This window comes from Bacteroides luhongzhouii, from assembly GCF_009193295.2.
Lineage (GTDB): Bacteria > Bacteroidota > Bacteroidia > Bacteroidales > Bacteroidaceae > Bacteroides > Bacteroides luhongzhouii.
This window is the reverse complement of record NZ_CP059973.1, coordinates 3597845-3622578: the sequence shown is the minus strand read 5'-3', so window position 1 is coordinate 3622578 and position 24734 is coordinate 3597845. Positions and strand designations below refer to the sequence as shown.

General features: G+C 43.3%; 23 protein-coding genes. 13 read left to right on the top strand and 10 right to left on the bottom strand.

Annotated elements, in window-relative coordinates; all coding sequences use genetic code 11:
• Positions 1-5 precede the first annotated feature (5 nt).
• The 5 genes from GD631_RS13195 to GD631_RS13175 all read right to left on the bottom strand — a co-directional run bounded on the left by GD631_RS13195 (position 6) and on the right by GD631_RS13175 (position 6371).
• Positions 6-1319 (bottom strand): UDP-glucose dehydrogenase family protein, encoded by a 1314-nt coding sequence (locus tag GD631_RS13195; protein WP_143257406.1) that lies wholly within the window; start codon positions 1317-1319, stop codon positions 6-8.
• Positions 1320-1355: 36 nt separating this feature from the next.
• Entirely contained in the window at positions 1356-3770 is a 2415-nt protein-coding gene (locus tag GD631_RS13190) for a GumC family protein (RefSeq protein ID WP_143257405.1), read from the bottom strand.
• A gap of 24 nt (positions 3771-3794) precedes the next feature.
• The gene (locus GD631_RS13185; RefSeq protein ID WP_143257404.1) at positions 3795-4607 is read right to left on the bottom strand and encodes a polysaccharide biosynthesis/export family protein; all 813 of its coding nucleotides are present in this window, start codon (positions 4605-4607) and stop codon (positions 3795-3797) included.
• 57 nt (positions 4608-4664) lie between these two features.
• Positions 4665-6071 carry an undecaprenyl-phosphate glucose phosphotransferase gene (locus tag GD631_RS13180; protein ID WP_143257403.1) on the bottom strand — a complete coding sequence of 469 codons (1407 nt, stop codon included), beginning with the start codon at positions 6069-6071 and terminating at the stop codon, positions 4665-4667.
• Positions 6072-6221: 150 nt separating this feature from the next.
• Complete coding sequence (locus GD631_RS13175) at positions 6222-6371, bottom strand: hypothetical protein (RefSeq protein ID WP_008021935.1); 150 nt, start codon at positions 6369-6371, stop codon at positions 6222-6224.
• A gap of 152 nt (positions 6372-6523) precedes the next feature.
• Between GD631_RS13175 and GD631_RS13170 the strand changes: the two genes are divergently transcribed.
• Together GD631_RS13170 and GD631_RS13165 are read left to right on the top strand one after the other, a co-directional pair.
• Entirely contained in the window at positions 6524-7156 is a 633-nt protein-coding gene (locus GD631_RS13170) for a BT4734/BF3469 family protein (protein WP_143257402.1), read from the top strand.
• A gap of 35 nt (positions 7157-7191) precedes the next feature.
• Positions 7192-9024, top strand: a complete 1833-nt coding sequence (locus tag GD631_RS13165) for a DUF3987 domain-containing protein (protein WP_143257401.1) — start codon at positions 7192-7194, stop codon at positions 9022-9024.
• 174 nt (positions 9025-9198) lie between these two features.
• Here the strand turns inward: GD631_RS13165 and GD631_RS13160 are convergent, their stop codons facing one another.
• Positions 9199-9417, bottom strand: a complete 219-nt coding sequence (locus GD631_RS13160; RefSeq protein ID WP_004313208.1) for a DUF4248 domain-containing protein — start codon at positions 9415-9417, stop codon at positions 9199-9201.
• A 219-nt stretch (positions 9418-9636) separates the two neighbouring features.
• Here GD631_RS13160 and GD631_RS13155 point away from each other — a divergent pair, with 219 nt between their 5' ends.
• The 3 genes from GD631_RS13155 to GD631_RS13145 all read left to right on the top strand — a co-directional run bounded on the left by GD631_RS13155 (position 9637) and on the right by GD631_RS13145 (position 10740).
• Positions 9637-10125, top strand: coding sequence for an HU family DNA-binding protein (locus GD631_RS13155; protein WP_074637223.1), 489 nt, complete (start codon positions 9637-9639; stop codon positions 10123-10125).
• An 89-nt stretch (positions 10126-10214) separates the two neighbouring features.
• Complete coding sequence (locus tag GD631_RS13150; RefSeq protein ID WP_004297473.1) at positions 10215-10322, top strand: smalltalk protein; 108 nt, start codon at positions 10215-10217, stop codon at positions 10320-10322.
• Between the two features lie 4 nt (positions 10323-10326).
• Positions 10327-10740, top strand: coding sequence for an N-acetylmuramoyl-L-alanine amidase (locus GD631_RS13145; RefSeq protein ID WP_143257400.1), 414 nt, complete (start codon positions 10327-10329; stop codon positions 10738-10740).
• Between the two features lie 3 nt (positions 10741-10743).
• Here the strand turns inward: GD631_RS13145 and GD631_RS13140 are convergent, their stop codons facing one another.
• The 4 genes from GD631_RS13140 to GD631_RS13125 all read right to left on the bottom strand — a co-directional run bounded on the left by GD631_RS13140 (position 10744) and on the right by GD631_RS13125 (position 14511).
• Positions 10744-11493, bottom strand: a complete 750-nt coding sequence (locus GD631_RS13140; RefSeq protein ID WP_143257399.1) for a polysaccharide biosynthesis/export family protein — start codon at positions 11491-11493, stop codon at positions 10744-10746.
• A 29-nt stretch (positions 11494-11522) separates the two neighbouring features.
• Complete coding sequence (locus GD631_RS13135) at positions 11523-12101, bottom strand: UpxY family transcription antiterminator (RefSeq protein ID WP_143257627.1); 579 nt, start codon at positions 12099-12101, stop codon at positions 11523-11525.
• Between the two features lie 336 nt (positions 12102-12437).
• Entirely contained in the window at positions 12438-13403 is a 966-nt protein-coding gene (locus GD631_RS13130) for a tyrosine-type DNA invertase cluster 3b (protein WP_143257398.1), read from the bottom strand.
• A 136-nt stretch (positions 13404-13539) separates the two neighbouring features.
• Positions 13540-14511, bottom strand: a complete 972-nt coding sequence (locus tag GD631_RS13125) for a type I phosphomannose isomerase catalytic subunit (protein ID WP_143257397.1) — start codon at positions 14509-14511, stop codon at positions 13540-13542.
• A 258-nt stretch (positions 14512-14769) separates the two neighbouring features.
• On the opposite strand from GD631_RS13125, the gene GD631_RS13120 reads away from it, so the two are divergent.
• The 8 genes from GD631_RS13120 to araA all read left to right on the top strand — a co-directional run bounded on the left by GD631_RS13120 (position 14770) and on the right by araA (position 24727).
• Positions 14770-15867 carry an aldose epimerase family protein gene (locus GD631_RS13120; protein ID WP_143257396.1) on the top strand — a complete coding sequence of 366 codons (1098 nt, stop codon included), beginning with the start codon at positions 14770-14772 and terminating at the stop codon, positions 15865-15867.
• A gap of 52 nt (positions 15868-15919) precedes the next feature.
• Positions 15920-17230: an MFS transporter gene (locus GD631_RS13115; RefSeq protein ID WP_143257395.1), complete on the top strand. Its 1311-nt coding sequence runs from the start codon at positions 15920-15922 to the stop codon at positions 17228-17230.
• A gap of 47 nt (positions 17231-17277) precedes the next feature.
• Positions 17278-18432, top strand: a complete 1155-nt coding sequence (gene galK / locus GD631_RS13110) for a galactokinase (protein WP_143257394.1) — start codon at positions 17278-17280, stop codon at positions 18430-18432.
• Positions 18433-18780: 348 nt separating this feature from the next.
• Positions 18781-19920, top strand: coding sequence for an aldose epimerase family protein (locus GD631_RS13105; RefSeq protein ID WP_143257393.1), 1140 nt, complete (start codon positions 18781-18783; stop codon positions 19918-19920).
• 25 nt (positions 19921-19945) lie between these two features.
• Positions 19946-21640 carry a sodium:solute symporter gene (locus GD631_RS13100; protein WP_143257392.1) on the top strand — a complete coding sequence of 565 codons (1695 nt, stop codon included), beginning with the start codon at positions 19946-19948 and terminating at the stop codon, positions 21638-21640.
• A 111-nt stretch (positions 21641-21751) separates the two neighbouring features.
• Positions 21752-22468, top strand: coding sequence for an NUDIX hydrolase (locus GD631_RS13095; protein WP_143257626.1), 717 nt, complete (start codon positions 21752-21754; stop codon positions 22466-22468).
• Between the two features lie 5 nt (positions 22469-22473).
• Complete coding sequence (locus GD631_RS13090) at positions 22474-23157, top strand: L-ribulose-5-phosphate 4-epimerase (RefSeq protein ID WP_004309172.1); 684 nt, start codon at positions 22474-22476, stop codon at positions 23155-23157.
• A 40-nt stretch (positions 23158-23197) separates the two neighbouring features.
• On the top strand, positions 23198-24727 hold the full coding sequence (gene araA, locus GD631_RS13085; RefSeq protein WP_143257391.1) for an L-arabinose isomerase: 1530 nt from the start codon (positions 23198-23200) through the stop codon (positions 24725-24727).
• Positions 24728-24734: the final 7 nt, after the last annotated feature.

Sequence of the window (24734 nt, the reverse complement as noted above, 5' to 3'; positions counted from 1 at the left end):
CTATTTTATTTCTCGCCAATCCGTGTATAACTAAATCCCATTTCTTCCAGCTCCACACGATTCCAGATATTACGTCCATCTACAATATACTTATCAGTCATCACTTTCTGAATTACGTTCCAAGTAGGTAAGCGGAATTGTCTCCATTCAGTCATTAATAGCAATGCATCAGCACCATCGGCACAGTCATAGAGATTTTCAGTATAAGTCACAACATTGCCGATACGACGTTTACATTCAGGCATAGCGATGGGATCAAACACTTTCACGGTAGCACCATCCTTCAGCAACTTATCAATGACTACTAGAGCTGGAGCTTCACGCATATCATCAGTATCAGGTTTAAAAGCTAAACCTAACATAGCAATGGTCTTTCCTTTTACATCACCCATCAAACGAATAAGTTTATCATAAACAATATTCTTCTGACGATCGTTAACACGCTCCACAGCTTCAATCACCTCCATGTGATAACCGTTGTCAATACCTGTATGCAGCAAAGCTTTCACATCTTTTGGGAAACAGCTACCGCCATATCCGCAACCGGCATAAAGGAATTTTTGCCCGATACGTACATCAGCCCCAATGCCTTTGCGTACATGGTCTACGTTAGCCCCTACCCGCTCGCACAAATTAGCAATATCGTTCATAAAGCTGATACGGGTAGCCAGCATAGCATTGGCAGCATACTTAGTCATTTCAGCGGAAGGAATATCCATAAAGATTACACGGAAATTCTGGAGCAAGAAAGGTTGGTAAAGCTTGGTCATCACCTCTTCGGCTTTCTTGCTCTCAACGCCAACCACCACCCGATCAGGACTCATAAAGTCTTTGATAGCGGCACCCTCTTTCAAGAATTCGGGGTTACTAGCTACATCGAAGGGAATATCTGCCCCACGCTTGTTCAACTCCTCTTGAATGACAGCCTTCACCTTTTGAGCAGTACCTACAGGTACAGTAGATTTAGTGACCAGAATGGTATATTTATTGATGTTTTGTCCAAACTGGCGGGCTACGGCAAGCACATACTTCAGATCGGCGCTACCATCTTCGTCAGGAGGAGTTCCTACTGCGGAAAAGACGACTTCCACATCATCCAAAACTTCGATCAAATCCGTTGTGAAGTGAAGACGCCCATAGCCAACGTTGCGTTTTACCAATTCTTCCAACCCCGGTTCATAAATAGGCATTTCACCTGCTTTCAACTTGCTGATCTTATTGGTATCTACGTCAACACAAGTCACAGTGGCACCCATTTCTGCAAAACAAGTACCGGACACCAAGCCAACATAGCCTGTGCCTACAATTGCTATATTCATATATTATTATTGTTGAGTACTTACTATTTTAGGTATTTATTCTTCCTTTACCGTATCTCCATAGCCGTATCCATAGCCATAACGTTTACCATAACCATAGTATTTACCATATTTACCGTAACCATAATAATAACCATATTTCTTCTTTTTGAGATCAAGACCATTAATAATGGTACAGATATTGGGAAGTTTATTATCAGCAGCCAACTCATTAATCAAGGTAAACTCTGCTTTTCGGCTATAATCAGCACGACATACATAAACAGACAAGTCAGCAACACGACCTACAAGCAAAGTATCAGTAACCATACCAGCAGGGGCAGTATCCAAAATTACATAGTCAAAGTTCTTTTTCAATGTTTCAATCGCTTTATCTAAACCATCACGAGCCAGTAATTCCGTAGGATTAGGTGGTACTATTCCACCAGGAAGAATATATAAATTCTTACTAACATCCGAAGGCTGAACGAAATCCATTAGATTCTTCTCCGGATTTGACAGGTATTGAGTAATTCCTTGCTCCTTTCGAGGGATATTAAAAATTTTATTCAAACCGGGTTTACGAATATCAAGCCCTACAATTACTACCCTCTTTCCTAACAAAGACAGACTAATCGCAAGATTTGAAGAAATAAAAGACTTGCCCTCACCACTAACTGTCGAAGTCACTAAAATTACTTTCTGATCATTCTCAAGCATAAACTGAAGGTTAGTACGGATATGACGGAAAGTCTCACTCATTAAAGTATTTTGATTCTCAAACACAGCAATAGAACCTGCTTTCTCGTTGGTTAACGGTACATCACCGACAATAGGTAACCTTGTTAATTTCTCCACATCACCACGACCTTCAATCTTAAATTTCGTTAGACCTATCAGAAAAATGACGCCAACAGGCATACCCACTCCTAGTACCAGAGCAATCATATAAACCATGTTAGGTTTTGGAGAAAGCGGTCCTCCTGTCGCCACTGGTTCGTCAATAATCTTGGCATTATTCGCAGTAGCAGCTAACGTAATAGCATTCTCTTCACGTTTCTGCAAAAGCATCAAATAAAGCCCTGCCTTGATTTCCTGCTGACGTGCAATACTCACATATTGCCGTTCCTGTCCCGGAGCGTCACTGATACGACGGGAGAAGCGGCCCGCCTCACGCTCCAAATCAGCCTTGACAATCAGTAAGCCCTGCAAAGTTCCATTAATTGCAGCCTGCACGTTTGACTTCATTGCACGAATACTTGTATCCAGATTCACAATCATCGGATTACTCTCCGTAGAAGTACGAAGCAAACGCTTACGTTCGATTATCAATTCATTATAACGTCCTATCTGGGTGGTCAGTCCAGCGTCAGACAAACCAATATTACCAGGCAACAACTCATACTCATTCAACGGATTATTGATGTATTTAATGAGATCACGAACTAAATTTATCTGTGTTCCGTTATCCACACGCCTCTTCTCATATTCCGCATTTCCGGATACGGCCAGTTGAGCGTCACTGCTAATGTCCGTCAAGCCTGCGTTTCTTTTAAAAGCTTCCAGCTTATCCTCCGTACTACCCAGTTCCTCGTCTATAATTTTAATACGCTCATTGATAAATTCCCTCGTCTTTTCAGCCACCTCATTCTTGTCATTATTCGTATTCTGGTTATACATCTCCATCAACTTATTGATAAAGTCACGGGCACGTTGTATATTCGTATTCATCAATGAGACCACGGCAACAGAAGTAGTCCTAGAAGTCGGGGCTATACTTAACGCGCCCTGATATCCCTTTGCCACTCCAAATGGCCGGCTGACCACTGCGCGGATATGCCGTTCACCCTTATACCCCTCCATCTGACCACCTGACAATGAATCTTTCAACGCAAATCCAAACGTACCCGCGTCAGTAGGTAAGACGGCAGGCAGTTTTTCAAAACGCTGATTATATTCATTCAAACCGACTTTCAGGTTTACATCCAGAACGCCTTCAGGAGACAATTTCATGGCAAGCAAAGCAGAACCCGGCAATTTATCCGCTTCTTGGGCAGTCAGGTTTACTATGACTGGAGAAGTCTGATATAACTCTTTTTCCGGAAATTCATCCTCATCATAATAAGTGATATAAAGTTCCAGATTATTGACCACTTCTTTCAATATCGTTTTTGAACGTAAGACTTCTATTTCATTATCAATACTTTGCGTGGAAGTAATTACTCCACCTATTCCCAAGTTCTCCAAATCTGTAGAACCACCGCCCTTCTTATCATCCTTAATCATGATGGAAGCGGAAACCTGATACACGGGAGTCTGAAAATGCAAATACACCCAGGCACCTATCAGACAGACCAGAACAGAAGCGACAAACCAAGGCCAATGGATTATATATCTGAAAAGAAGTTCCTGATAATTGATTTTCTCCTCATCCTGTTCATTCATATTATTTTCGTACGGGTTTTCTTTCATTGTTGATCAATTATTTTATTAATTTTATCGTAATATAGTTATTAATAAATTGGCTATTGACATCAAAATTGAAATGCCGGAGAACCACAGGCTGGTACTGGCCCCAATATCCGAATTCTTAGCCTTCGTCTTATTAGGTGTCACATAAATAATATCATTCTGCTGCAACTGATAATAAGGAGACAATACCGTTTCAGCCTTATTCAAGTCCATAGTAATAATTTCCTGCTTATTATCCTGTCCGGTTCGGATTAATTTCACATTATCGCGCATACCATAAATAGTCAAATCACCTGCCATAGCGAGCGCTTCCAGCAAATTAATCTTCTCGTTAGAGACTACAAAGCTGCCTGGCTTAGTGACTTCCCCCAATACCGAAATCCGATAATTAACAATACGTACAGTTACAAGCGGCGCTTCTTTCAAATAAACCTTCAACTTATCTATAATCAGGTTTTCTATTTCCAGTTTAGTCAATCCACCTACATGAATCTCGCCCAACACCGGAAAGTTGATATTCCCCTGATTATCTACCAAATATTGCTGTAGAGCAGATGATGCAGCTCCTTGTCCTATCGTCTTTCCCTCCGTTCCACTAGCAGTACCCGAATTTACCAGATTGAAAGGTGCAGCCAGTTCCGGAGTAGAACAAGATACGGCAATCGTCAACAAATCCTTGGGCATAACCTCCACACCTGTCTGACGAACAGTCTGTTCTGTATCATTCACAAAAGCCGTATCCTGCAAATAAGGCACTTTCTTATATGACTGGCAGGATACCAGCAAAAAAGCGAGTAACGCACCCAAAGTCAATCGTTTCAATTTTCTCATAACCACCTACTCATGTAAATTACAACTATTGATTTAATCTTTATTCAATTTCCAATTCCTCACCTAATAAGCCTCTTTATCCCCGCGGATTACGTTATACACAGTTTTATACATGATATATAAATCCAAAAGAAACGTCCAATGCTCGATATACCAGATGTCACGTTGCACACGTCCTTCCATCTGCCAAAGCTCCTTCGTTTCTCCACGGAAACCTGTCACTTGTGCCCAACCTGTAATGCCAGGCTTTACAAAATGACGGACCATATATTTATTTATTAAATGAGAATATTCTTCTGTGTGCTTCAACATGTGCGGACGGGGACCCACTAAAGACATATCCCCTTTCAGGACATTAATAAATTGAGGAAGTTCATCCACATTCGTCTTACGAATCAGATCACCAATTCGGGTTTTACGAGGATCATGTTCTGTAGCCTGTAATGTATCACATTGAGCATTCACCCGCATCGAACGAAACTTATAGCACCAGAATTCACGACCATCCTCCCCGCTTCGTTTCTGTTTGAAAAAGACAGGTCCAGGCGAACTTATCTTTATAGCCAGTCCCACAATGATGTATATAATCGGGAAAAAAGTACAAAGGAACAGTAGCGAGCAAATAATATCAAAACCACGTTTCATCATACGATTTTCCAATAACTCAAGTGGCTCACGACGGATAGAAAGTACCGGAACATTACCTAACATTTCAAAATACATTCTCCGTTTCAGATAGTTCCGGACATTGGGAACGCTGAAAAAACGAATCAGATGATTCTCACAATAGTTGATAATCGGCACTATTTCAGCACTACGGGCGGAAGGAAGGCTGCAATAAAGCTGGTCCACCTTTCCCGCATTACGAGCCAAATAATCAACAGCTTCACACGGCTGCCCCAAATAAGCTATATTCATAGGATAGCGGTCTGACGGAAAATCTTCAAAATATCCCAATACACGATACCCGGATGTCGGATCATCCGTCATGGAATGGTAAAGTTCCTGCATATTTTCATGGCTACCCACCAACACTACCTTTCGAACATTTTTCCCACTTTTACGATAAAGCTCCAGAATAGATCGGAACGTCAGACGATAGGAAATGATCACGATAATGAGAACTACATAAAATATCCCCAACTGACGCAGATTGACACATTCAAAATGGAATATGTATGAAAGCCCAAAGACTATCAATACAAAAGGAATCATATTCCGGGCCACCCGAAGCATTATTTGTTCCGGGCGAACCACCGGACGATGAAGGATCACTCCCGAACGGATGTTGCAAACCAGATAACATAAAGTCATCAGAGCCATGTTCTGGAGAAGAGGCATTGAATACTCAAATGGAGACCGGTTTTCCCAAATCGAAGTAAACATCCATAACAGCAAGTTCAATAAGATGATGTCCCCTAGAAGGACAAAAGATTTTAGGACTTTATTGAAACGTTGGACTTCCTGCATTATTTTATTATCAACTGATTAAAATTCTTTCCCATCACCCGTGTTTCTCACGATAATCGATATAACGGTCGATCCATTCAATTACTTTGGCTCGAAATTCCTCTTTGGTATGACAGTCATAGAAGTAAGCCAAAAGACGGGTGAAATGACTTAAACGAACGTCTCTCCTTTTATAACCTTTGCATAGTAGACAGCTTTGCCCAAACCTATTTCAGCGCACATGGGAGCTATCTTCACACCTGCTTTCTTAAACTGCTCGGCGATGAAAAGGCCGAGTGCTACATGAGAGTACTTTTTCATTTTTGTAATTCTGTTAATTGTTAAAGTTATTAAATAATACATGATTCTATCTATAACTGTTCTGATATGTCAGAACAGTTGATTTAAAAGCTATTCCTACCTTCGCCCCGCGTTTTGAAAATTCAAGGCGATAATCAATAATTAGATACGTTATGACAAACGATTTTAGAATGTCTTATTTCATGCCTCCCATTGCGCCCATTAAAGACGAACACGGACAATTAGTTACTCCTCCTACGCTTATTCCCAGCTGCGAAGTCTCCGTAGAGCAAGTCTTTCAAATGATTACCTGCAACGAGAATCTCAAAGTTCTGACCGAACAAGTACGCAACTCCGCAGATATACGGACGGCAAAAGCATCACTATTACCATACGTGACTCCCTGTGGTACGTTCTCGCGTCGCAGCAGCAAATGCCTCATAGATCCTTCCCTCCTAACAGTAGTAGATATAGACTATCTCACCTCCTATCAGGAAGCAGTGGAGATGCGTAAAACGTTGTTCAATGACCCTCTTCTCCACCCTGTGCTCACGTTTATCAGTCCTAGCGGACGGGGCGTAAAAGCCTTTATACCCTACAATCATTTACCCATGGCCGATAACGCAAACTGTATCACGGAAAAAATGAAGTTAGCAATGCTATACACTGTAATGATCTATGGTACAGGAACACCTCCTCCTTTCGGAGAAAAGAAAAAAGGCGTGGACTTTTCCGGTAAAGACATTGTGAGATCCTGTTTCCTTTGCCATGATCCGGGTGCATTATTTAGAACCACCAACGAATAACCATAAAACATAATTATAAATCATAAATCAAAATAATGACTGATATTGAATCTTTACGCCGCCTCACTGAAGCGGTTGAAACTGCAGGAGCGGATATTGCTCCTACCTATGCTGAATATGTACAACTGGCATTCGCCATCGCAACAGATTGCGGCGAAGCGGGACGTGAGTTTTTTCATCGTTTGTGCCGGGTGTCCGCCAAGTATCAACGTGAACATGCCGAACGGATATTCTCCAATACTCTCACTACCCAACATGGAGAAGTGCACCTGGGCACGGCTTTCCATCTTGCTGAGATGGCAGGTGTAATCCTCTGCAAAGAAGAAGTTATGAACAACCGTAAAAATACAAAAAATACGGAAAATACACCGTCCAAAGTTCTCACACACGCACACGTATATAATAAGGTGGAGAATGACGAACCGGACGAATCCGAAGAACTGCTGAACGGCAGTGACCCGAACCAGCCATTGCCCACTTTCCCCGAAGCGGACTGGCCGAAAATCCTCTTGCTCATCATGAGCTATGCCACCAGCCCTACCCAGCGTGATGTCATGCTGCTCGGAGCATTGACTGCCATAGGTGCCAGCATGGAACGATATGTAAGATGTCCATACGCCGGCAAACTCCAGTCTCCTTGCCTGCAAAGTTTCATCGTGGCTCCTTCTGCCTCGGGCAAGGGAATTCTTTCGCTTATCCGTCTGCTCGTCGAACCTATCCATGACGAGATCCGCCAGCAAGTAGCGGAAGAGGTCAAGGCTTACAAAAAAGAGAAAGCCGCCTACGACGTCATGGGAAAAGAGCGTAGCAAAGTGGAAGCTCCCCAAATGCCCAAAAACAGAATGTTTCTCATCTCGGGCAATAACACCGGAACAGGTATTTTGCAAAATATCATGGATGCCAACGGCACGGGACTTATCTGCGAAACGGAAGCAGATACTATTTCTGCTGCCATCGGCTCGGAATACGGACACTGGAGCGACACGCTCCGCAAAGCGTTCGACCATGACCGTTTGTCGTACAACCGGCGTACCGACCAGGAATACCGGGAAGTAAAGAAAAGCTATCTGTCCGTCCTGCTTTCCGGTACGCCCGCACAAGTGAAACCACTTATTCCCTCGACAGAGAACGGCTTGTTCTCGCGCCAACTGTTTTATTACATGCATGGTATATGGGCATGGATCAATCAGTTTGAAAGTGGCGAAGCCGATCTGGAAGCTATCTTCACAGACATAGGCCTGGAATGGAAAAAGCAACTCGACCTGATGAAAACCCATGGAGTCCATACGCTCCGGCTCACCGATGAGCAAAAGCAAGAGTTCAACACTCTCTTTTCCGATTTGTTCTTCCGTTCGGGGCTTGCCAACGACAACGAAATGAGCAGTTCCATCGCCCGACTGGCTGTCAACACGTGCCGCATCATGGCGGAAGTAGCTATGATACGTGCACTGGAATGTGATCAACCTTACCAATTCAAGAATTCTTCTATCCATCTGCTTACTCCTGATAAGGAGATTACCACTGATAATATCAAAGACGGCATTATCACCCGTTGGGATGTAACGATCACCACTGAAGATTTTAAAGCGGTCCTGGAGCTTGTAACTCCGCTTTATCGTCATGCCACGCATATCTTGTCTTTTCTTCCTTCCACAGAAGTCAAACATAGAGCCAATGCCGACCGGGATGCACTTTTCGAAGCGATGGGCAACCAATTCACCCGTGCACAGTTGTCGGAGCAGGCTACAGTCATGAAAATCAAACCTAACACTGCTTTCGGCTGGTTGAACCGTCTGATAAAGAAAGGGTTGTTTACCAACGCAGACGATAAAGGCATTTATACGCGCACGCATGTGTGCGTGTGTTAGGGAAACGGGAGTAAAAGTGTATTTCTTGTATTTTAATAAAGCATCGCTTTAGCGTTCGTAAAGCATAGGTTTAGCAACCATAAAGCACCGCTTTATCCCACACAAAACGCTTCTATTCCTCTCGCCATTTCCCACTTTCATTTTTCAACTCTCAATTCTCAACTCTCAACTTCTTCAAGGTTCTCCCAAGGCGTCCACAATCACTCTCACCTCCAACGGTGTGAATGAGCGACGCTTTGATTCGTACCCTAAGTCGTACAGACGTTGCAGAAGTCCGGGACATAAAGAGATCCATTTCTTCATTTTTCGATAAGCAGCAATGTCGGTAAGTGTCGGAGAATAAAGTTGCGCCAGTTCCATGCGCCCATAGGCACGTATTTTGAATTCGGTCATAATGGATAAAATTTTGATTTACAGTTACAAAAATAACAAAATAGTACCACATAACCAACGCTTTTCCATTGAATAAACGACCATTACGACATATAATTGACAACAATCGTGCGCAATCGCAAACAATTGATTTATCGATGTTTCAGGGTAGTATCTTTGTATTGTCGGAAGGGAAAAGAATCCCCGGACAATATGTTTAACCCTTTAATTTATTATTTTATGATTCGTTACAAAATTTATCAAAACCAACAGCAGAAAGGCCTGAATGCAGGCAAGTGGTTCGCCCGTGCGGTAAGCGACGAGACGTTTGATTTGGCCAAGCTTGCCGAACACATGTCGAAACACAATTCACCGTATTCCGGTGGTGTCATCAAAGGTGTACTTTCTGACATGGTAGACTGCATCAAAGAATTGCTGCTCGACGGCAAATGCGTGAAAATCGACGACCTTGCCATCTTTGGGGTAGGCATCCGAAGTAAGGCGGCTGAAACACTGGAAGATTTTTCGTTAGAGAAAAACATCACAGGTATGCGCCTGAAAGCTCGTGCCACCGGTAATTTGTCGACTACCAACCTGAAACTCGACAGTCAACTGAAGCAGCAAGCGGAGTATCAGAAACCAACTACCCCTGGTGGAGATTCCGATTCAGGCAATACTCCTGATCCGAATCCAGGCGGAAGCGGTGAAGCACCTGACCCGGCTGCCTAATCCTAGTTTCTTATCTTCTGTAAGTCCTTCATTTAGTGAAGGACTTATCTTATCTAAATCCAATTTTTAATCTTTAAAAAAACAATGTCATGAGTAATTCATCTTCTCCCCGCTCCGTATGGAGCTTCATTATCAAAGTGATTATCACCGTTGCCACCGCTATCGGAGGCTTGATCGGAGTACAAAGTTGTATGTAGCTCCATGCGCACCATCACGCTGATTATCATTCATTGCAGTGCCACGCCGGAAGGAAAATTCCTTTCGGCAGAGGCTTGCCGACAAGATCATATCCAACACCGTGGATTCCGTGACATCGGTTACCATTTCTACATCACCCGCAATGGAGAAATTTGCCAAGGCCGTCCTCTGGAAAAGGTCGGGGCACACTGCCGTAACCATAACACCCATTCGATAGGTATTTGTTACGAAGGAGGGCTGGATATTGCCGGACGTCCCCAAGACACACGTACATTGGCGCAACGAGGTTCTTTGCTCGCTTTGCTCCGCGAATTGAGAAAAAGATTCCCCAAAGCATTGATTGTAGGCCATCATGATTTAAATCCGATGAAGGAATGTCCGTGTTTTAACTGTATCAAAGAATATGGAGAGTTGTAAGGATCATCTAAGTATATTGACCAGCAGACTGGCAATAGACACTAAGATAGAAAATCCCGAAACCCACATCGTAGTACTTGTGCCGATGTCCGCGCTCTGTGCTTTGGTTTTATTGGGAGTGACATACAGGATGTCATTCTGTTGCAACTGATAGTAAGGAGATAATAACAAATCCGCGTCGTTCAGATTGAGTGTAACAAACTGTTTATGCCCGTTCTTGTCTTCGCGGATTAGTTTCACATTATCACGAACACCATAAATGGTCAGATCTCCTGCCATGGCAAGGGCTTCGAGTACATTGATCTGCTCATTCACCACCGGATAAACACCCGGAGACGCCACTTCTCCCAAAACCGAAACTTTAAAGCCAGACATACGGACTACTACCGTAGGTCTTTCTTTCACGTAAGATTTCAGTCTCTCCGTTATCAGGTTTTCAGCTTCGCGGCTCGTTAATCCGTTTAAAGGAAGTTTACCCAAAACCGGATAATTGATATTTCCCTGGTCATCCAACAGAAAGGTACTGCCTTGCGCATTGAATGGCTGCGAAACAACCGGATCGGAAGTAGAAACAAGAATGGAAACCTCATCTCCCGGTATCAACCTGGCGTCCTGAACAGGGGCTACTTGCGTATTCGCCTGTTTCAAAATCTCCGCATCCTGCAAATAAGGTACTTTCTTATAGGATTGACAAGCCGAAAAGAAGAAGAAAGAGAATATCAGTGCAAAAGCACAAGAAAACTTCATATTCATGTAAATTGTGGATAAATGATGAACGAGTACTAGTTTTTCTCGCAGATAGCCTCGACATAACCAATAGGCATATTAACGCAAGCGCATCCCAGCATATTCAACCGGACGGCAATCTTGCTTTTACCATCTACATTGACCAGTTCACCAACCAGCCCGGTCAGAGGTCCTTTCACAACACGAACCTTCTCACCACGTGCCAAAGGGGAGCTGTTCATACAAATAGCTTCCTCTGAATAGTCGAGCATGAAACGAAAACGAGCCATCTGCTCATCTGGAATTACCGCTGGAGAACTCTCACCTCGCATCACCATATAACGGCTGACTGTAGAAAAACCCAGAACTTCTTTGCGTTCTTTCGGATTAACGTGAACAAACACCATCATTGGAAGAAGGACAGACTCCACCATCTTACGACGGTCACTCCACTGATGAATTTCTTGTTGGACAGGAACGAAATTCTCGATCCCCATTTTGTCTAAACGTTCGGCTACCTTCTTCTCGTGGTGCATTCGAACCAGAGCAACATACCAGCGTTTAGAGTGTGCTACGCCTTCCCCTGTCCCATCGCTAGGCCCAGCACTAAGTGATTTTGGTTTTGTTAAAATCATGTTTTTTTTACCCCATGTTATTCCGTTACTTCTTAGGTAACGGACAATACATACACAAGGCACACATCTCAATAAAAAATGGAAATCACATATAGAAATAGGGCGTAAGAAGGAAACTGCCTAATACTCAACAGGAAAAATCCGGAGATTAGGCAATAAAAAGTATAGAGCATGAAAATAAAGTTATTTCATGTTCAGATAGTTTTTTCCCTATATTTTAGATAAAATGAAAAAAAATGGAAGAATATTTGCTTACTATCTATGTTTTTGTCTATCTTTGCGTCAAATTTAAGTTCCGTTACCTAAGAAGTAACACACATACACCAGTTCTGATTATCAGAACTTTACACTCTTATCCCTGCCTACACAGCAGTTTCTAACGTAAGATAAATTCCCTTTATTTACCTCCGTACGTTCTTTAAGCCCAAAGCCTTTTAAATAGATTTGTGTGGTTTTAATAGATTTATGGCCCAATGATTCACTAATCATTTCAATTGGTACTCCCCGATACTTCGCTGTCGTTGCCCAGGAATGGCGAAGCGTGTAGGAAGTGACAGGAGATTGCAGACGTAAGGCTCTTGCCAAATCTTTCAAACGATTGTTGAATCGGCGGAGAGCTGACTGATACTCCCGGTAACCTCTTTCATCCTGACGTTTCCGATCGCCGCTAAGAATGTCAAACAGATAATCCGGACAATCGGGATGAGAATCTCCCCTGTTACGGAGCTGATTAATCATTTCCTTTGCAGTATCAAGTACTTCCACGCTCATCGGAGTTTTGGTTTTAATACGATTGTATCGCAACACATTCTGATTCAAGGCCGACTTCTCCAGATGGGCTAAATCGGCAAATGACATTCCACAAAACTGGAACATCAGGGCAGCAATAGCCTGCGTACGGCGTAAACGCTCCGACTTGGGATCTTCATACAAAAGCTTATGCAATTCGACAGCAGGCAAAGCCTTTTTCTGACGAACATCCACCCCGGTATAAACATCATGAAATAATCGTGGCACATAAGGCGCGCCACCCGCCTCCACTCCCCGATTGTAGATACTACGAAGCATACGCATATACGTAGAAATCGTGTTGGGCTTCAAGCCACACTCGTAAAGATACTGACTATAACGCCGTAAACTCTCACGGGTGATTTGTCTGAACGACACATTGAACGTGCCACAAAACTTACCGAAAGAAAAGAGAGCATTCTTGTAGACATGCGCCGTAGAATGGCGTCCCTCCTTTCGTAAACGGCCGATGTAGAATTCCGCACACCGGCTAAATCCTTTTTTGTTTCTCATTACATCATTAGTTATTTTATATATTATGCCATTTGGCAAACGGCAAAAGAACGAATCATTCTATAAAAAACATCCGGCTTTGCCCATCCTTACAATGGATCAAAGCCGGATGACTTAAACGATATGCGGGATACCACTATACGTATGTTTCCAGCAATTTCACATTTCCTCCTTCGGGAGTGATAGTGACATCTTGCGTGGTAGCAGGCAACAAGATAGATTCTCCTGCACTAACAGTCAGTTCATTACCTTCATTGTCTCTCATCTTGCAGGATCCTTCCATACAGATAAAGATCACGAATGAATCGAGTTCTGAATAGTCGCAACTGATTTCTTCAGTCATGTCATACAGAGAAGTCGTGAAGTAGGTGCAGGCAACCAGTTCTACCGGTTCGTCCTTCAGCGGTTCGTATTTAGTGCGATAGTCATCCAACACTTCGTAGTTGATGGCTTCACGGGCTAAATCGGTGTGAAGTTCGCGGGTTTTACCATTCGCATCTTTACGGTTGAAATCGTAGATACGATAAGTTATATCAGAGGTTTGCTGAATCTCGGCGATGAAAGAGCCTGCCCCGATGCTGTGTACACGTCCGGCAGGAAGGAAGAACACATCACCCGGATGGATCTCATATTCCTGCAATACGTCGGTAATCGTATTGTTCAACACGCGTTCTTTATATTCTTTCGGGGTAATCTGTTCAGAGAATCCTGAACGCAACTTAGCTCCTTTGTCGGCATCTACCACATACCACATCTCGGTTTTTCCCATCGAATTATGGCGTTTCTTCGCCAATTCATCTGTTGGGTGTACCTGGATTGACAAATCCTGTTTGGCGTCGATGAACTTAATGAGCAGCGGAAATTTGTTGCCGAAACGGGCATAATTCGCTTCACCAACCAGTTCCTCACGATACTTTCTTACCATATCGGCCAAAGTTAAACCTTTATCCGGACCATTAGCCACTACGGATTCATTGTCCTCAACGCCGGAAATCTCCCAGCTTTCTCCTACTCCTTTCAAGTCTGAGTTCAAATGCTTGAACGGAATAATTTTGTCGCCCCCCCAAAGCGTCTGCTTCAGAATAGGTTCGAATTTTAATGGATACATTTTTGTTTTTCTTGTTATAAACTTAGATTAAATTCGCTCGGATTGTTACAATCCGGGAACAAACATACAAAAAATAGTTCAGTTTTTAAGAAAAGGAGGATGAAAATTCATTTAAGAAATAATCTTTTGCTTTTATATCCGAAGAAGATGAAGTAATAAAGCTAAACTTTCCTAAAGCATCTACTATATTTAGTCGGAATAATTTGTGAGAAAGAAAGAATTTCCCTTTATTTGCAGGAAATTTTAATAATACCAGACATGAATAACACATTCCCAACAGAAGGGAATCTATCAGGGCTCAGCCGGAAAGATTTCCAAAAGGATATAAATGATAAGAAAACCGATTTATTTATCCTCAAAAACGCAAAGGGAATGGAAGTAGCTGTAACAAATTACGGATGCGCCATTCTTTCTATTATGGTACCGGACAAAAACGGTAAGTATGCCAATGTAATCCTCGGACACGACAGCATCGACCACGTCATCAACAGCCCGGAACCTTTCCTAAGCACTACTATCGGACGCTACGGCAACCGCATCGCCAAAGGAAAATTCACTCTGTTCGGCGAAGAACATGAACTCACAATCAACAACGGACCTAACTCCCTGCATGGAGGACCTACCGGTTTCCACGCTCGTGTATGGGACGCTATACAACTTGACGAGAGCACAGTGCAATTCAACTATATTTCTGCTGATGGAGAAGAAGGATTCCCCGGCAACCTGGAAGTAGAAATGACCTACCGCCTGGAAAACGAAGTAAATGCACTGACTATCGAATACCGCGCAACAACCGACAAAGCCACAGTCGTTAATCTGACTAACCACGGTTTCTTCAATCTCGCCGGTATCTCCACTCCTACTCCTACCGTCAACGACCACATCGTTACTATCAACGCTGATTTCTATACGCCTATCGATGAAGTTTCTATCCCAACGGGCGAAATTGCCAAAGTAGAGGGGACTCCGATGGATTTCCGCACTCCGCATACCGTAGGCGAACGTATCAATGACAAATTCCAACAACTGATTTTCGGTGCCGGCTACGACCATTGCTATGTACTGAACAAGATAGAAAACGGCTCACTCGACCTGGCTGCTACTTGCAAAGACCCGAAAAGCGGTCGTATCATGGAAGTGTATACTACCGAAGCCGGCGTGCAACTCTATACGGGCAACTGGCTGAACGGATTTGAAGGCGCACACGGAGCTACATTCCCAGCAAGAAGCGCTATCTGCTTTGAAGCGCAGTGTTTCCCGGATACTCCGAACAAACCGCATTTCCCATCGGCTACTTTGCTGCCGGGTGATGAATACCAACAGATCACTGTCTACAAGTTTACTGTGGAAGAATAATAATCTCAAAAATAACTAACCTAATTTTATAAACTAACATTTTTTTTGAACCATGACACAAGAAAAAAAGAACGGTAAAATCATTGCAATCATTACGATGATTTTCCTTTTCGGTATGATTTCATTTGTTACCAACCTCGCTGCTCCTATGGGTATCGTGTTGAAAAACCAGTTCGACGTATCAAACGCATTAGGTATGCTGGGAAACTTCGGAAACTTTATTGCTTATGCAGTAATGGGTATTCCGAGCGGTATCCTGTTACAACGCGTAGGCTATAAGAAAACAGCACTTATCGCAGTAGCTATCGGTTTCATTGGCGTAGGTATCCAATTCTTATCCGGTCATTCAAGCCCGGAAATGGCATTTGCCGTTTATTTGATTGGTGCGTTCGTAGCTGGTTTCTCTATGTGTTTGCTTAACACTGTTGTAAACCCGATGTTGAACAAACTGGGTGGCGAAGGTAACAAAGGTAACCAGCTTATCCAGGTAGGTGGATCTTTCAACTCTGTAATGGCTACCATTACTCCGATGTTTGTAGGTATCCTGATCGCCGGATCTATCGAAAAAGCGACTATTTCTCAAATATTCCCTGTGATGTACACTGCTATGGCTGTGTTCGCTTTCGCATTCTTCGTTCTTTTGTTTGTACAAATCCCCGAACCCAATGCCAATGCTGCAACAGAACCTATCGGTAAATTGATGAAGGGTGCTTTAAAGTTCCGTCATTTCATCTTGGGAGCTATTGCAATCTTTGTATATGTAGGTATTGAAGTAGGTGTACCGGGTACGTTGAATCTATTCCTGACAGACCCAATAGAAAAAGGAGGAGCAGGTATCGCTTCTACGATTTCAGGTTTCGTGGCAGGAACTTATTGGTTCTTAATGTTGATCGGTCGTCTGGCCGGCGCATCACTCGGTGCTAAAATCTCCAGTAAAGCGATGCTTACGTTTACATCTGCGCTGGGTTTGATTTTAGTATTCCTCGCTATCTTCTCTTCTACAGGAACATTGGTTAACCTGCCTGTACTTCAACAGAGTGCTACCGGAGGTTTATCATTCGGTTTTGCAGAAGTACCTATCAACGCTATGTATTTGGTATTAGTAGGTCTTTGTACTTCTATCATGTGGGGTGGTATCTTCAACCTTGCAGTAGAGGGATTAGGAAAATATTTGGCTGCTGCTTCCGGTCTGTTTATGGTATTGGTTTGTGGTGGAGGTATCCTGCCTGTTATTCAAGGTTGGGTGGCTGACATCGCTGGTTTCATGCCTAGCTACTGGGTTATCATTGCCGCACTTGCTTACCTGCTGTTCTACGGCCTGGTAGGTTGCAAAAATGTGAACAAGGATATTCCTGTGGAATAATTTAATAGAATAGAATTCAATTTATTCACCTTTAAAATATAAATATCATGGATACAGAATACGTAAGAAGTCGCTTCATTAAACACTTTGACGGAACTACTGGATTTTTATATGCTTCTCCGGGCCGTATCAATCTGATCGGTGAACACACTGACTACAATGGTGGATTCGTATTTCCGGGAGCCGTAGACAAAGGCATGATTGCTGAAATCAAACCGAACGGTACTGACAAGGTGAGAGCTTACTCTATCGACTTGAAAGACTATGTAGAATTTGGTCTGAACGAAGAGGACGCTCCACGTGCCAGCTGGGCAAGATATATTTTCGGTGTATGCCGTGAAATGATTAAACGCGGTGTTAACGTGAAGGGATTCAATACTGCTTTTGCAGGTGATGTGCCTCTGGGTGCAGGTATGTCTTCTTCTGCAGCTTTGGAAAGTACTTATGCTTTCGCATTGAATGAACTGTTCGGTGAAAACAAAATAGATAAATTCGAATTGGCTAAAGTGGGCCAGGCAACAGAACATAACTACTGCGGTGTTAACTGTGGCATCATGGACCAGTTTGCTTCCGTATTCGGTAAAGCCGGCAGCTTGATCCGTTTGGATTGCCGTTCACTGGAATATCAGTATTTCCCATTCCATCCGGAAGGCTATCGTCTGGTTCTGATGGATTCAGTGGTTAAACATGAATTGGCTTCTTCGGCTTACAACAAGCGTCGCCAAAGCTGTGAAGCTGCTGTTGCCGCTATCCAGAAAAAACATCCGCACGTAGAATTCCTGCGTGACTGTACAATGGCTATGCTGGAAGAAGCGAAAGCTGATATCAGCGCTGAAGACTATATGCGTGCAGAATATGTAATCGAAGAAATCCAGCGTGTACTCGATGTTTGCGAGGCATTGGAAAAGGATGATTACGAAACTGTTGGCCAGAAGATGTACGAAACTCACCATGGCATGAGCAAGCTGTACGAAGTAAGCTGCGAAGAACTCGACTTCCTGAATGACTGCGCTAAGGAATACGGTGTAACCGGTTCACGCGTAATGGGTGGTGGCTTCGGTGGTTGTACTATCAACCTTGTTAAGGATGAGCTGTATGATAACTTCGTTGAAAAAACAAAAGCTGCTTTCAAAGCTAAATTCGGCAGAAGCCCGAAAGTGTATGACGTAGTAATCGGTGACGGTTCTCGTAGACTGGAATAAGAATTTATTCGTTATTAAATAAGTAAGAAGGGCGGCTTCCGTGATGGGAGCCGCCTTTACTTTTTACAATTAACAAAAATCTAAAATCTATTGATCTGATAATATCTAATTAATTCTACTTATTTCCCCGTACCCGAATTCATTTGCACAATTTTCCATCCGCATCTGATATTTAGAATACGAAACCAGATCAAAAAGCACTTATTAACCCACTCTATTATATGGAAAATAATAAAACACACCATTTATGCTGCACAACATATAAGAGTGTATTTGATACACCAAACAAAAGTGTTACTTTTACACCCAAAATAAGATAAATATCTCATTTTCATTAAAAATAAAACCATGAAAAAACATTTTCTACTTGCAGGATTTGCCGCGCTGATGCTGGTTGCATGCAATAACAAGCCGGTTTCCGAGCTGACTTTGTCCGGTCTTGATCCGGTAAAATTTCAAACAGAAGTGAACAATGCCAAAACTGCTCTTTACACCTTAAAGAACAAGGCAGGCATGGAAGTATGCGTCACTAACTTCGGAGGACGTATCGTGTCTGTCATGGTACCCGACAAGAACGGTAAGATGCAGGATGTAGTTTTAGGTTTTGACAGCATTGCTGACTATATTAATGTACCCAGCGACTTTGGTGCTTCTATCGGACGCTATGCGAACCGTATCAACCAGGGACGTTTCGCATTGGACGGTGACACGATCCAACTGCCGCAAAACAATTTCGGCCACTGCCTGCACGGAGGTCCGAAAGGTTGGCAATACAAAGTTTATGAAGCTAATCTGATTGATCCGACAACGCTGGAACTGACACTTGTCTCACCGGACGGAGACGAAAATTTCCCCGGTAATGTAACAGCTAAAGTGACTTACAAACTGACTGAAGACAACGCTATCGATATCAAATATAGCGCAACTACCGATAAAAAGACGATCATCAATATGACCAACCACTCTTACTTCAACCTGGCTGGTGATCCGTCAAAAGCTTCAACCGACAATATATTGTATGTGAACGCAGACTATTATACTCCGGTAGACAGTACCTTTATGACGACAGGCGAAATCGCTCCGGTAAAAGACACTCCGATGGACTTTACGACTCCAAAAGCTGTAGGCAAAGAGATCGACAACTACGATTTCGTTCAGCTGAAGAACGGAAAAGGATATGACCACAACTGGGTACTCAACACAAAGGGAGATCTTTCTCAAGTTGCCGCAAAACTTACCTCACCTGAAAGTGGTATCACTCTGGAAGTATATACCAATGAACCGGGGGTACAGGTTTACACAGGAAACTTCCTCGATGGAACCGTAACCGGAAAGAAAGGCATCGTTTACAACCAACGTGCTTCTGTCTGCCTGGAAACACAACACTATCCTGACAGCCCTAACAAGGCAGACTGGCCTTCTGTTGTACTGGAACCGGGACAAACTTATAATAGCGAATGTATTTTCAAATTCTCTGTAGAGAAATAATATTAACTTATAAATCATTTTTATTGTGGAAACATTAGATTGGCTGGTAATCGGAGTCTTTTTCCTGGCTCTGATCGGTATTATTGTTTGGGTAGTCAGACAAAAACAAAATGACTCGGCAGACTATTTCTTAGGCGGACGCGACGCAACATGGCTCGCGATCGGTGCCTCTATTTTTGCATCAAACATCGGTTCGGAACACTTGATCGGACTGGCAGGAGCCGGCGCATCCAGTGGTATGGCTATGGCACACTGGGAAATTCAGGGATGGATGATCTTGATTCTGGGATGGGTATTTGTACCCTTCTACACACGAAGCATGGTATATACAATGCCGGAATTTCTGGAACGCCGCTATAATCCTCAATCACGTACAATCCTGTCGGTCATCTCTTTGGTTAGTTATGTCTTAACCAAAGTAGCCGTAACCGTATATGCCGGTGGCCTCGTATTCCAACAGGTATTCGGTATCAAAGAACTTTGGGGTATTGATTTCTTCTGGATTGCAGCCATCGGTCTGGTAGTATTAACGGCACTTTATACTATCTTCGGTGGTATGAAATCAGTTCTTTACACTTCTGTTCTTCAAACCCCTATCCTACTGCTAGGATCATTAATAATTCTGGTACTCGGCTTCAAAGAATTAGGCGGATGGGACGAAATGATGAGAGTCTGTGGGGCTGTTACCGTAAATGATTACGGCGATACAATGACTAACCTGATCCGTAGCAATGATGACGCAAACTTCCCTTGGCTGGGTGCTTTGATCGGTTCGGCTATTATCGGTTTCTGGTACTGGTGTACCGACCAATTCATCGTTCAACGTGTACTTTCAGGTAAAAATGAAATGGAAGCTCGTCGTGGTACTATTTTCGGTGCTTATCTAAAACTGTTACCCGTATTCCTTTTCTTGATTCCTGGTATGATCGCATTTGCATTACACCAGAAATATATCGGTACTGGTGGTGAAGGTTTCTTGCCGTTGCTGGCTAACGGAACAGCAAATGCCGATGCCGCTTTCCCGACATTAGTAGCCAAATTACTTCCTGCCGGTGTGAAAGGTCTGGTAGTATGTGGCATTCTTGCTGCTTTAATGAGTTCTCTCGCATCCCTGTTTAACTCGTCAGCGATGTTGTTTACTATTGACTTTTACAAACGTTTCAGACCGGAAACTCCGGAGAAGAAACTGGTGGGGATCGGTCAGGTTGCCACAGTTGTAATCGTTATTTTAGGTATTCTATGGATTCCTATCATGCGAAGTGTAGGTGATGTACTTTACACTTACTTGCAGGATGTTCAGTCTGTATTGGCGCCTGGTATCGCGGCAGCCTTTTTACTGGGTATTTGTTGGAAACGTACTTCCGCACAAGGTGGTATGTGGGGATTAATCTCCGGTATGGTCATTGGTTTAACTCGTCTGGGGGCTAAGGTGTATTATAGCAATGCAGGTGAAGTAGCGGATTCTACCTTTAAATATCTGTTCTATGACATGAACTGGTTGTTCTTCTGCGGATGGATGTTCCTGTTCTGTATTATTGTAGTAATTGTAGTCAGTCTGGCAACAAAAGCACCTACTGCAGAAAAGATTCAGGGACTAGTATTCGGAACAGCTACCAAAGAGCAAAAAGCTGCTACACGTACAAGCTGGAATCACTGGGATATTATTCATACTGTAATTATCCTGGCTATTACAGCTGCTTTCTACTGGTATTTCTGGTAAAAAGGACCTTCGCCCTCTCTCCCAAGGAGAGGGAGCCTGAAGGCTTGCTTACGAAGGCTGTTTATTACAAAAAAATACAATCTAATGGATAAAGATAATTCACAAGAGTCAATGATAAGCTCGAACTCCCTCTCCTCTGGAAAGGACCGGGGAGAGGCTTATTACAGCTCGAATCCCACCTTCTATGTCGGTATCGACTGCATCATCTTTGGTTTCTACGAAGGGGAAATCAGCCTATTATTGTTGAAGAGAAACTTCGAGCCGGCAATGGGTGAATGGTCACTGATGGGAGGATTTGTGCAAAACAATGAAAGTGTGGATGATGCCGCCAAACGTGTATTGCATGAGCTTACCGGACTGGAAAACGTTTATATGGAACAGGTAGGAGCTTTTGGAGCTATCGACCGCGATCCGGGCGAACGGGTTATCTCTGTGGCTTACTATGCATTGATTAACATCAATGAGTATGACCGGAAACTGGTTCAGAAGCACAATGCTTACTGGGTGAATATGAACGAACTTCCCCCGCTTATCTTCGACCATCCTGAAATGGTAGAAAAAGCACGGGAACTGATGAAACAGAAAGCATCCGTAGAACCTATCGGATTCAATCTGCTTCCGAAACTCTTTACGTTGTCTCAACTGCAAAGTCTATATGAAGCGATTTACGACGAACCGATGGATAAACGGAATTTCCGTAAAAGAGTGGCTGAAATGGATTATATAGAAAAGACTGATAAAATTGATAAACTGGGTTCCAAACGGGGGGCTGCCTTGTATAAGTTCAACGGCAAGGCTTACCGCAAAGACCCGAAATTTAAAATCTAATCATTATGCTGGAAGAACTAAAAGAAAAAGTATTTCATGCCAATCTCGAATTGGTAAAGCATGGATTAGTCATCTTTACCTGGGGTAATGTTTCTGCTATCGACCGTGAAAGCGGACTGGTAGTAATCAAACCCAGTGGCGTAAGTTATGATGACATGAAAGCAGAAGATATGGTAGTAGTGGATCTGGATGGCAAGGTCGTTGAAGGACGGCTGAAGCCATCCTCGGATACTCCTACTCACGTAGTGCTTTACAAAGCATTTCCGGAGATTGGCGGAGTGGTACACACTCACTCTACTTATGCGACTGCCTGGGCACAGGCGGGATGCGACATTCCGAACATCGGAACGACTCACGCGGATTATTTCCATGATGCCATTCCCTGCACAGCAGATATGACGGAAGCCGAAGTGAAAGGCGCTTACGAACTGGAAACCGGTAATGTGATAGTAAAACGTTTTGAAGGATTGAATCCTGTACACACACCGGGAGTGTTGGTGAAGAATCACGGTCCTTTTTCTTGGGGGAAAGACGCGCACGATGCTGTACACAACGCTGTGGTAATGGAACAGGTAGCCAAAATGGCAAGTATCGCTTATGCGGTAAACCCGAATTTAACAATGAACCCATTGCTGGTAGAAAAACATTTCAGTCGCAAGCATGGTCCGAATGCTTATTATGGACAGTAACAACTAAAAAATAGATATTAAAAATTAAAGCAATAACATTATGAATAACGTATTTGATCAATATGAAGTATGGTTCGTAACAGGAGCTCAGCTTCTGTACGGAGGTGACGCAGTAATCGCAGTAGACGCACACTCTAATGAAATGGTAAACGGACTGAATGAATCCGGTAAACTCCCTGTTAAGGTGGTATATAAGGGTACTGCCAACTCTTCTAAAGAAGTGGAAACTGTTTTCAAAGCAGCCAATAACGATGAAAAATGTGTCGGCGTAATCACTTGGATGCATACTTTCTCTCCTGCTAAGATGTGGATTCATGGCCTGCAACAGTTGAAGAAGCCGTTGTTGCACCTGCACACACAGTTCAACAAGGAAATTCCTTGGGATACAATGGACATGGACTTCATGAACCTGAACCAGTCAGCTCACGGTGACCGCGAATTCGGACACATCTGTACTCGTATGCGTATCCGTCGTAAAGTAGTGGTAGGTTACTGGAAAGAGGAAGACACTTTGCACAAGATCGCTGTCTGGATGCGTGTTTGTGCCGGTTGGGCAGATTCACAGGATATGCTGATTATCCGTTTCGGTGACCAGATGAACAACGTAGCTGTAACCGACGGTGATAAGGTAGAAGCTGAACAACGTATGGGCTACCACGTAGATTATTGCCCGGTAAGCGAATTGATGGAATACCACAAAGAAATCAAGAATGAAGATGTAGATGCACTGGTAGCTACTTACTTCAAAGAATACGACCACGATGCTTCTTTGGAAGACAAATCGACCGAAGCTTATCAAAAAGTATGGAATGCCGCTAAAGCTGAACTTGCCATGCGTGCTATCCTGAAAGCTAAAGGCGCTAAAGGATTTACGACCAACTTCGACGATTTGGGCGACATCGAATACAATGGTTTCGATCAGATCCCGGGGCTTGCTTCACAACGTCTGATGGCAGAAGGTTATGGATTCGGCGCTGAAGGTGACTGGAAATCGGCTGCTCTTTACCGTACGGTATGGGTAATGAATCAGGGACTCCCCAAAGGTTGTTCATTCCTGGAAGACTATACACTGAACTTCGACGGCGCCAACAGCTCTATCCTGCAATCACACATGTTGGAAATCTGTCCGCTTATCGCTGCCAACAAACCTCGCCTGGAAGTACACTTCCTTGGTATAGGGATCCGCAAGAGCCAAACAGCAAGATTGGTATTTACTTCAAAAACAGGCGCAGGATGCACTGCTACAATAGTAGATATGGGTAACCGCTTCCGTCTGATTGTGAACGATGTGGAATGCATCGAACCGAAACCGCTGCCCAAGTTGCCGGTTGCCTCTGCTCTCTGGATTCCGATGCCTAACCTCGAAGTGGGTGCAGGTGCATGGATTCTGGCTGGTGGAACTCACCACTCTTGCTTCTCTTACGACCTGACAGCAGAATATTGGGAAGATTATGCTGAAATCGCAGGTATCGAAATGGTACATATCAACAAGGATACTACGATCAGCTGCTTCAAGAAAGAACTGCGTATGAACGAAGTTTATTACATGTTGAATAAAGCGCTTTGCTAAACCTTAA

What these genes read in the sequence shown, in the direction of transcription:
- GD631_RS13195 (WP_143257406.1), bottom strand. Translation starts at nt 1,319, where the DNA reads ATGAATATAGCAATTGTAGGCACAGGCTATGTTGGCTTGGTGTCCGGT.
- GD631_RS13190 (WP_143257405.1), bottom strand. Translation starts at nt 3,770, where the DNA reads ATGAAAGAAAACCCGTACGAAAATAATATGAATGAACAGGATGAGGAG.
- GD631_RS13180 (WP_143257403.1), bottom strand. Translation starts at nt 6,071, where the DNA reads ATGCAGGAAGTCCAACGTTTCAATAAAGTCCTAAAATCTTTTGTCCTT.
- GD631_RS13175 (WP_008021935.1), bottom strand. Translation starts at nt 6,371, where the DNA reads ATGAAAAAGTACTCTCATGTAGCACTCGGCCTTTTCATCGCCGAGCAG.
- GD631_RS13170 (WP_143257402.1), top strand. Translation starts at nt 6,524, where the DNA reads ATGACAAACGATTTTAGAATGTCTTATTTCATGCCTCCCATTGCGCCC.
- GD631_RS13165 (WP_143257401.1), top strand. Translation starts at nt 7,192, where the DNA reads ATGACTGATATTGAATCTTTACGCCGCCTCACTGAAGCGGTTGAAACT.
- GD631_RS13160 (WP_004313208.1), bottom strand. Translation starts at nt 9,417, where the DNA reads ATGACCGAATTCAAAATACGTGCCTATGGGCGCATGGAACTGGCGCAA.
- GD631_RS13155 (WP_074637223.1), top strand. Translation starts at nt 9,637, where the DNA reads ATGATTCGTTACAAAATTTATCAAAACCAACAGCAGAAAGGCCTGAAT.
- GD631_RS13150 (WP_004297473.1), top strand. Translation starts at nt 10,215, where the DNA reads ATGAGTAATTCATCTTCTCCCCGCTCCGTATGGAGCTTCATTATCAAA.
- GD631_RS13145 (WP_143257400.1), top strand. Translation starts at nt 10,327, where the DNA reads ATGCGCACCATCACGCTGATTATCATTCATTGCAGTGCCACGCCGGAA.
- GD631_RS13140 (WP_143257399.1), bottom strand. Translation starts at nt 11,493, where the DNA reads ATGAATATGAAGTTTTCTTGTGCTTTTGCACTGATATTCTCTTTCTTC.
- GD631_RS13135 (WP_143257627.1), bottom strand. Translation starts at nt 12,101, where the DNA reads ATGATTTTAACAAAACCAAAATCACTTAGTGCTGGGCCTAGCGATGGG.
- GD631_RS13130 (WP_143257398.1), bottom strand. Translation starts at nt 13,403, where the DNA reads ATGAGAAACAAAAAAGGATTTAGCCGGTGTGCGGAATTCTACATCGGC.
- GD631_RS13125 (WP_143257397.1), bottom strand. Translation starts at nt 14,511, where the DNA reads ATGTATCCATTAAAATTCGAACCTATTCTGAAGCAGACGCTTTGGGGG.
- GD631_RS13120 (WP_143257396.1), top strand. Translation starts at nt 14,770, where the DNA reads ATGAATAACACATTCCCAACAGAAGGGAATCTATCAGGGCTCAGCCGG.
- GD631_RS13115 (WP_143257395.1), top strand. Translation starts at nt 15,920, where the DNA reads ATGACACAAGAAAAAAAGAACGGTAAAATCATTGCAATCATTACGATG.
- galK (WP_143257394.1), top strand. Translation starts at nt 17,278, where the DNA reads ATGGATACAGAATACGTAAGAAGTCGCTTCATTAAACACTTTGACGGA.
- GD631_RS13105 (WP_143257393.1), top strand. Translation starts at nt 18,781, where the DNA reads ATGAAAAAACATTTTCTACTTGCAGGATTTGCCGCGCTGATGCTGGTT.
- GD631_RS13095 (WP_143257626.1), top strand. Translation starts at nt 21,752, where the DNA reads ATGATAAGCTCGAACTCCCTCTCCTCTGGAAAGGACCGGGGAGAGGCT.
- GD631_RS13090 (WP_004309172.1), top strand. Translation starts at nt 22,474, where the DNA reads ATGCTGGAAGAACTAAAAGAAAAAGTATTTCATGCCAATCTCGAATTG.
- araA (WP_143257391.1), top strand. Translation starts at nt 23,198, where the DNA reads ATGAATAACGTATTTGATCAATATGAAGTATGGTTCGTAACAGGAGCT.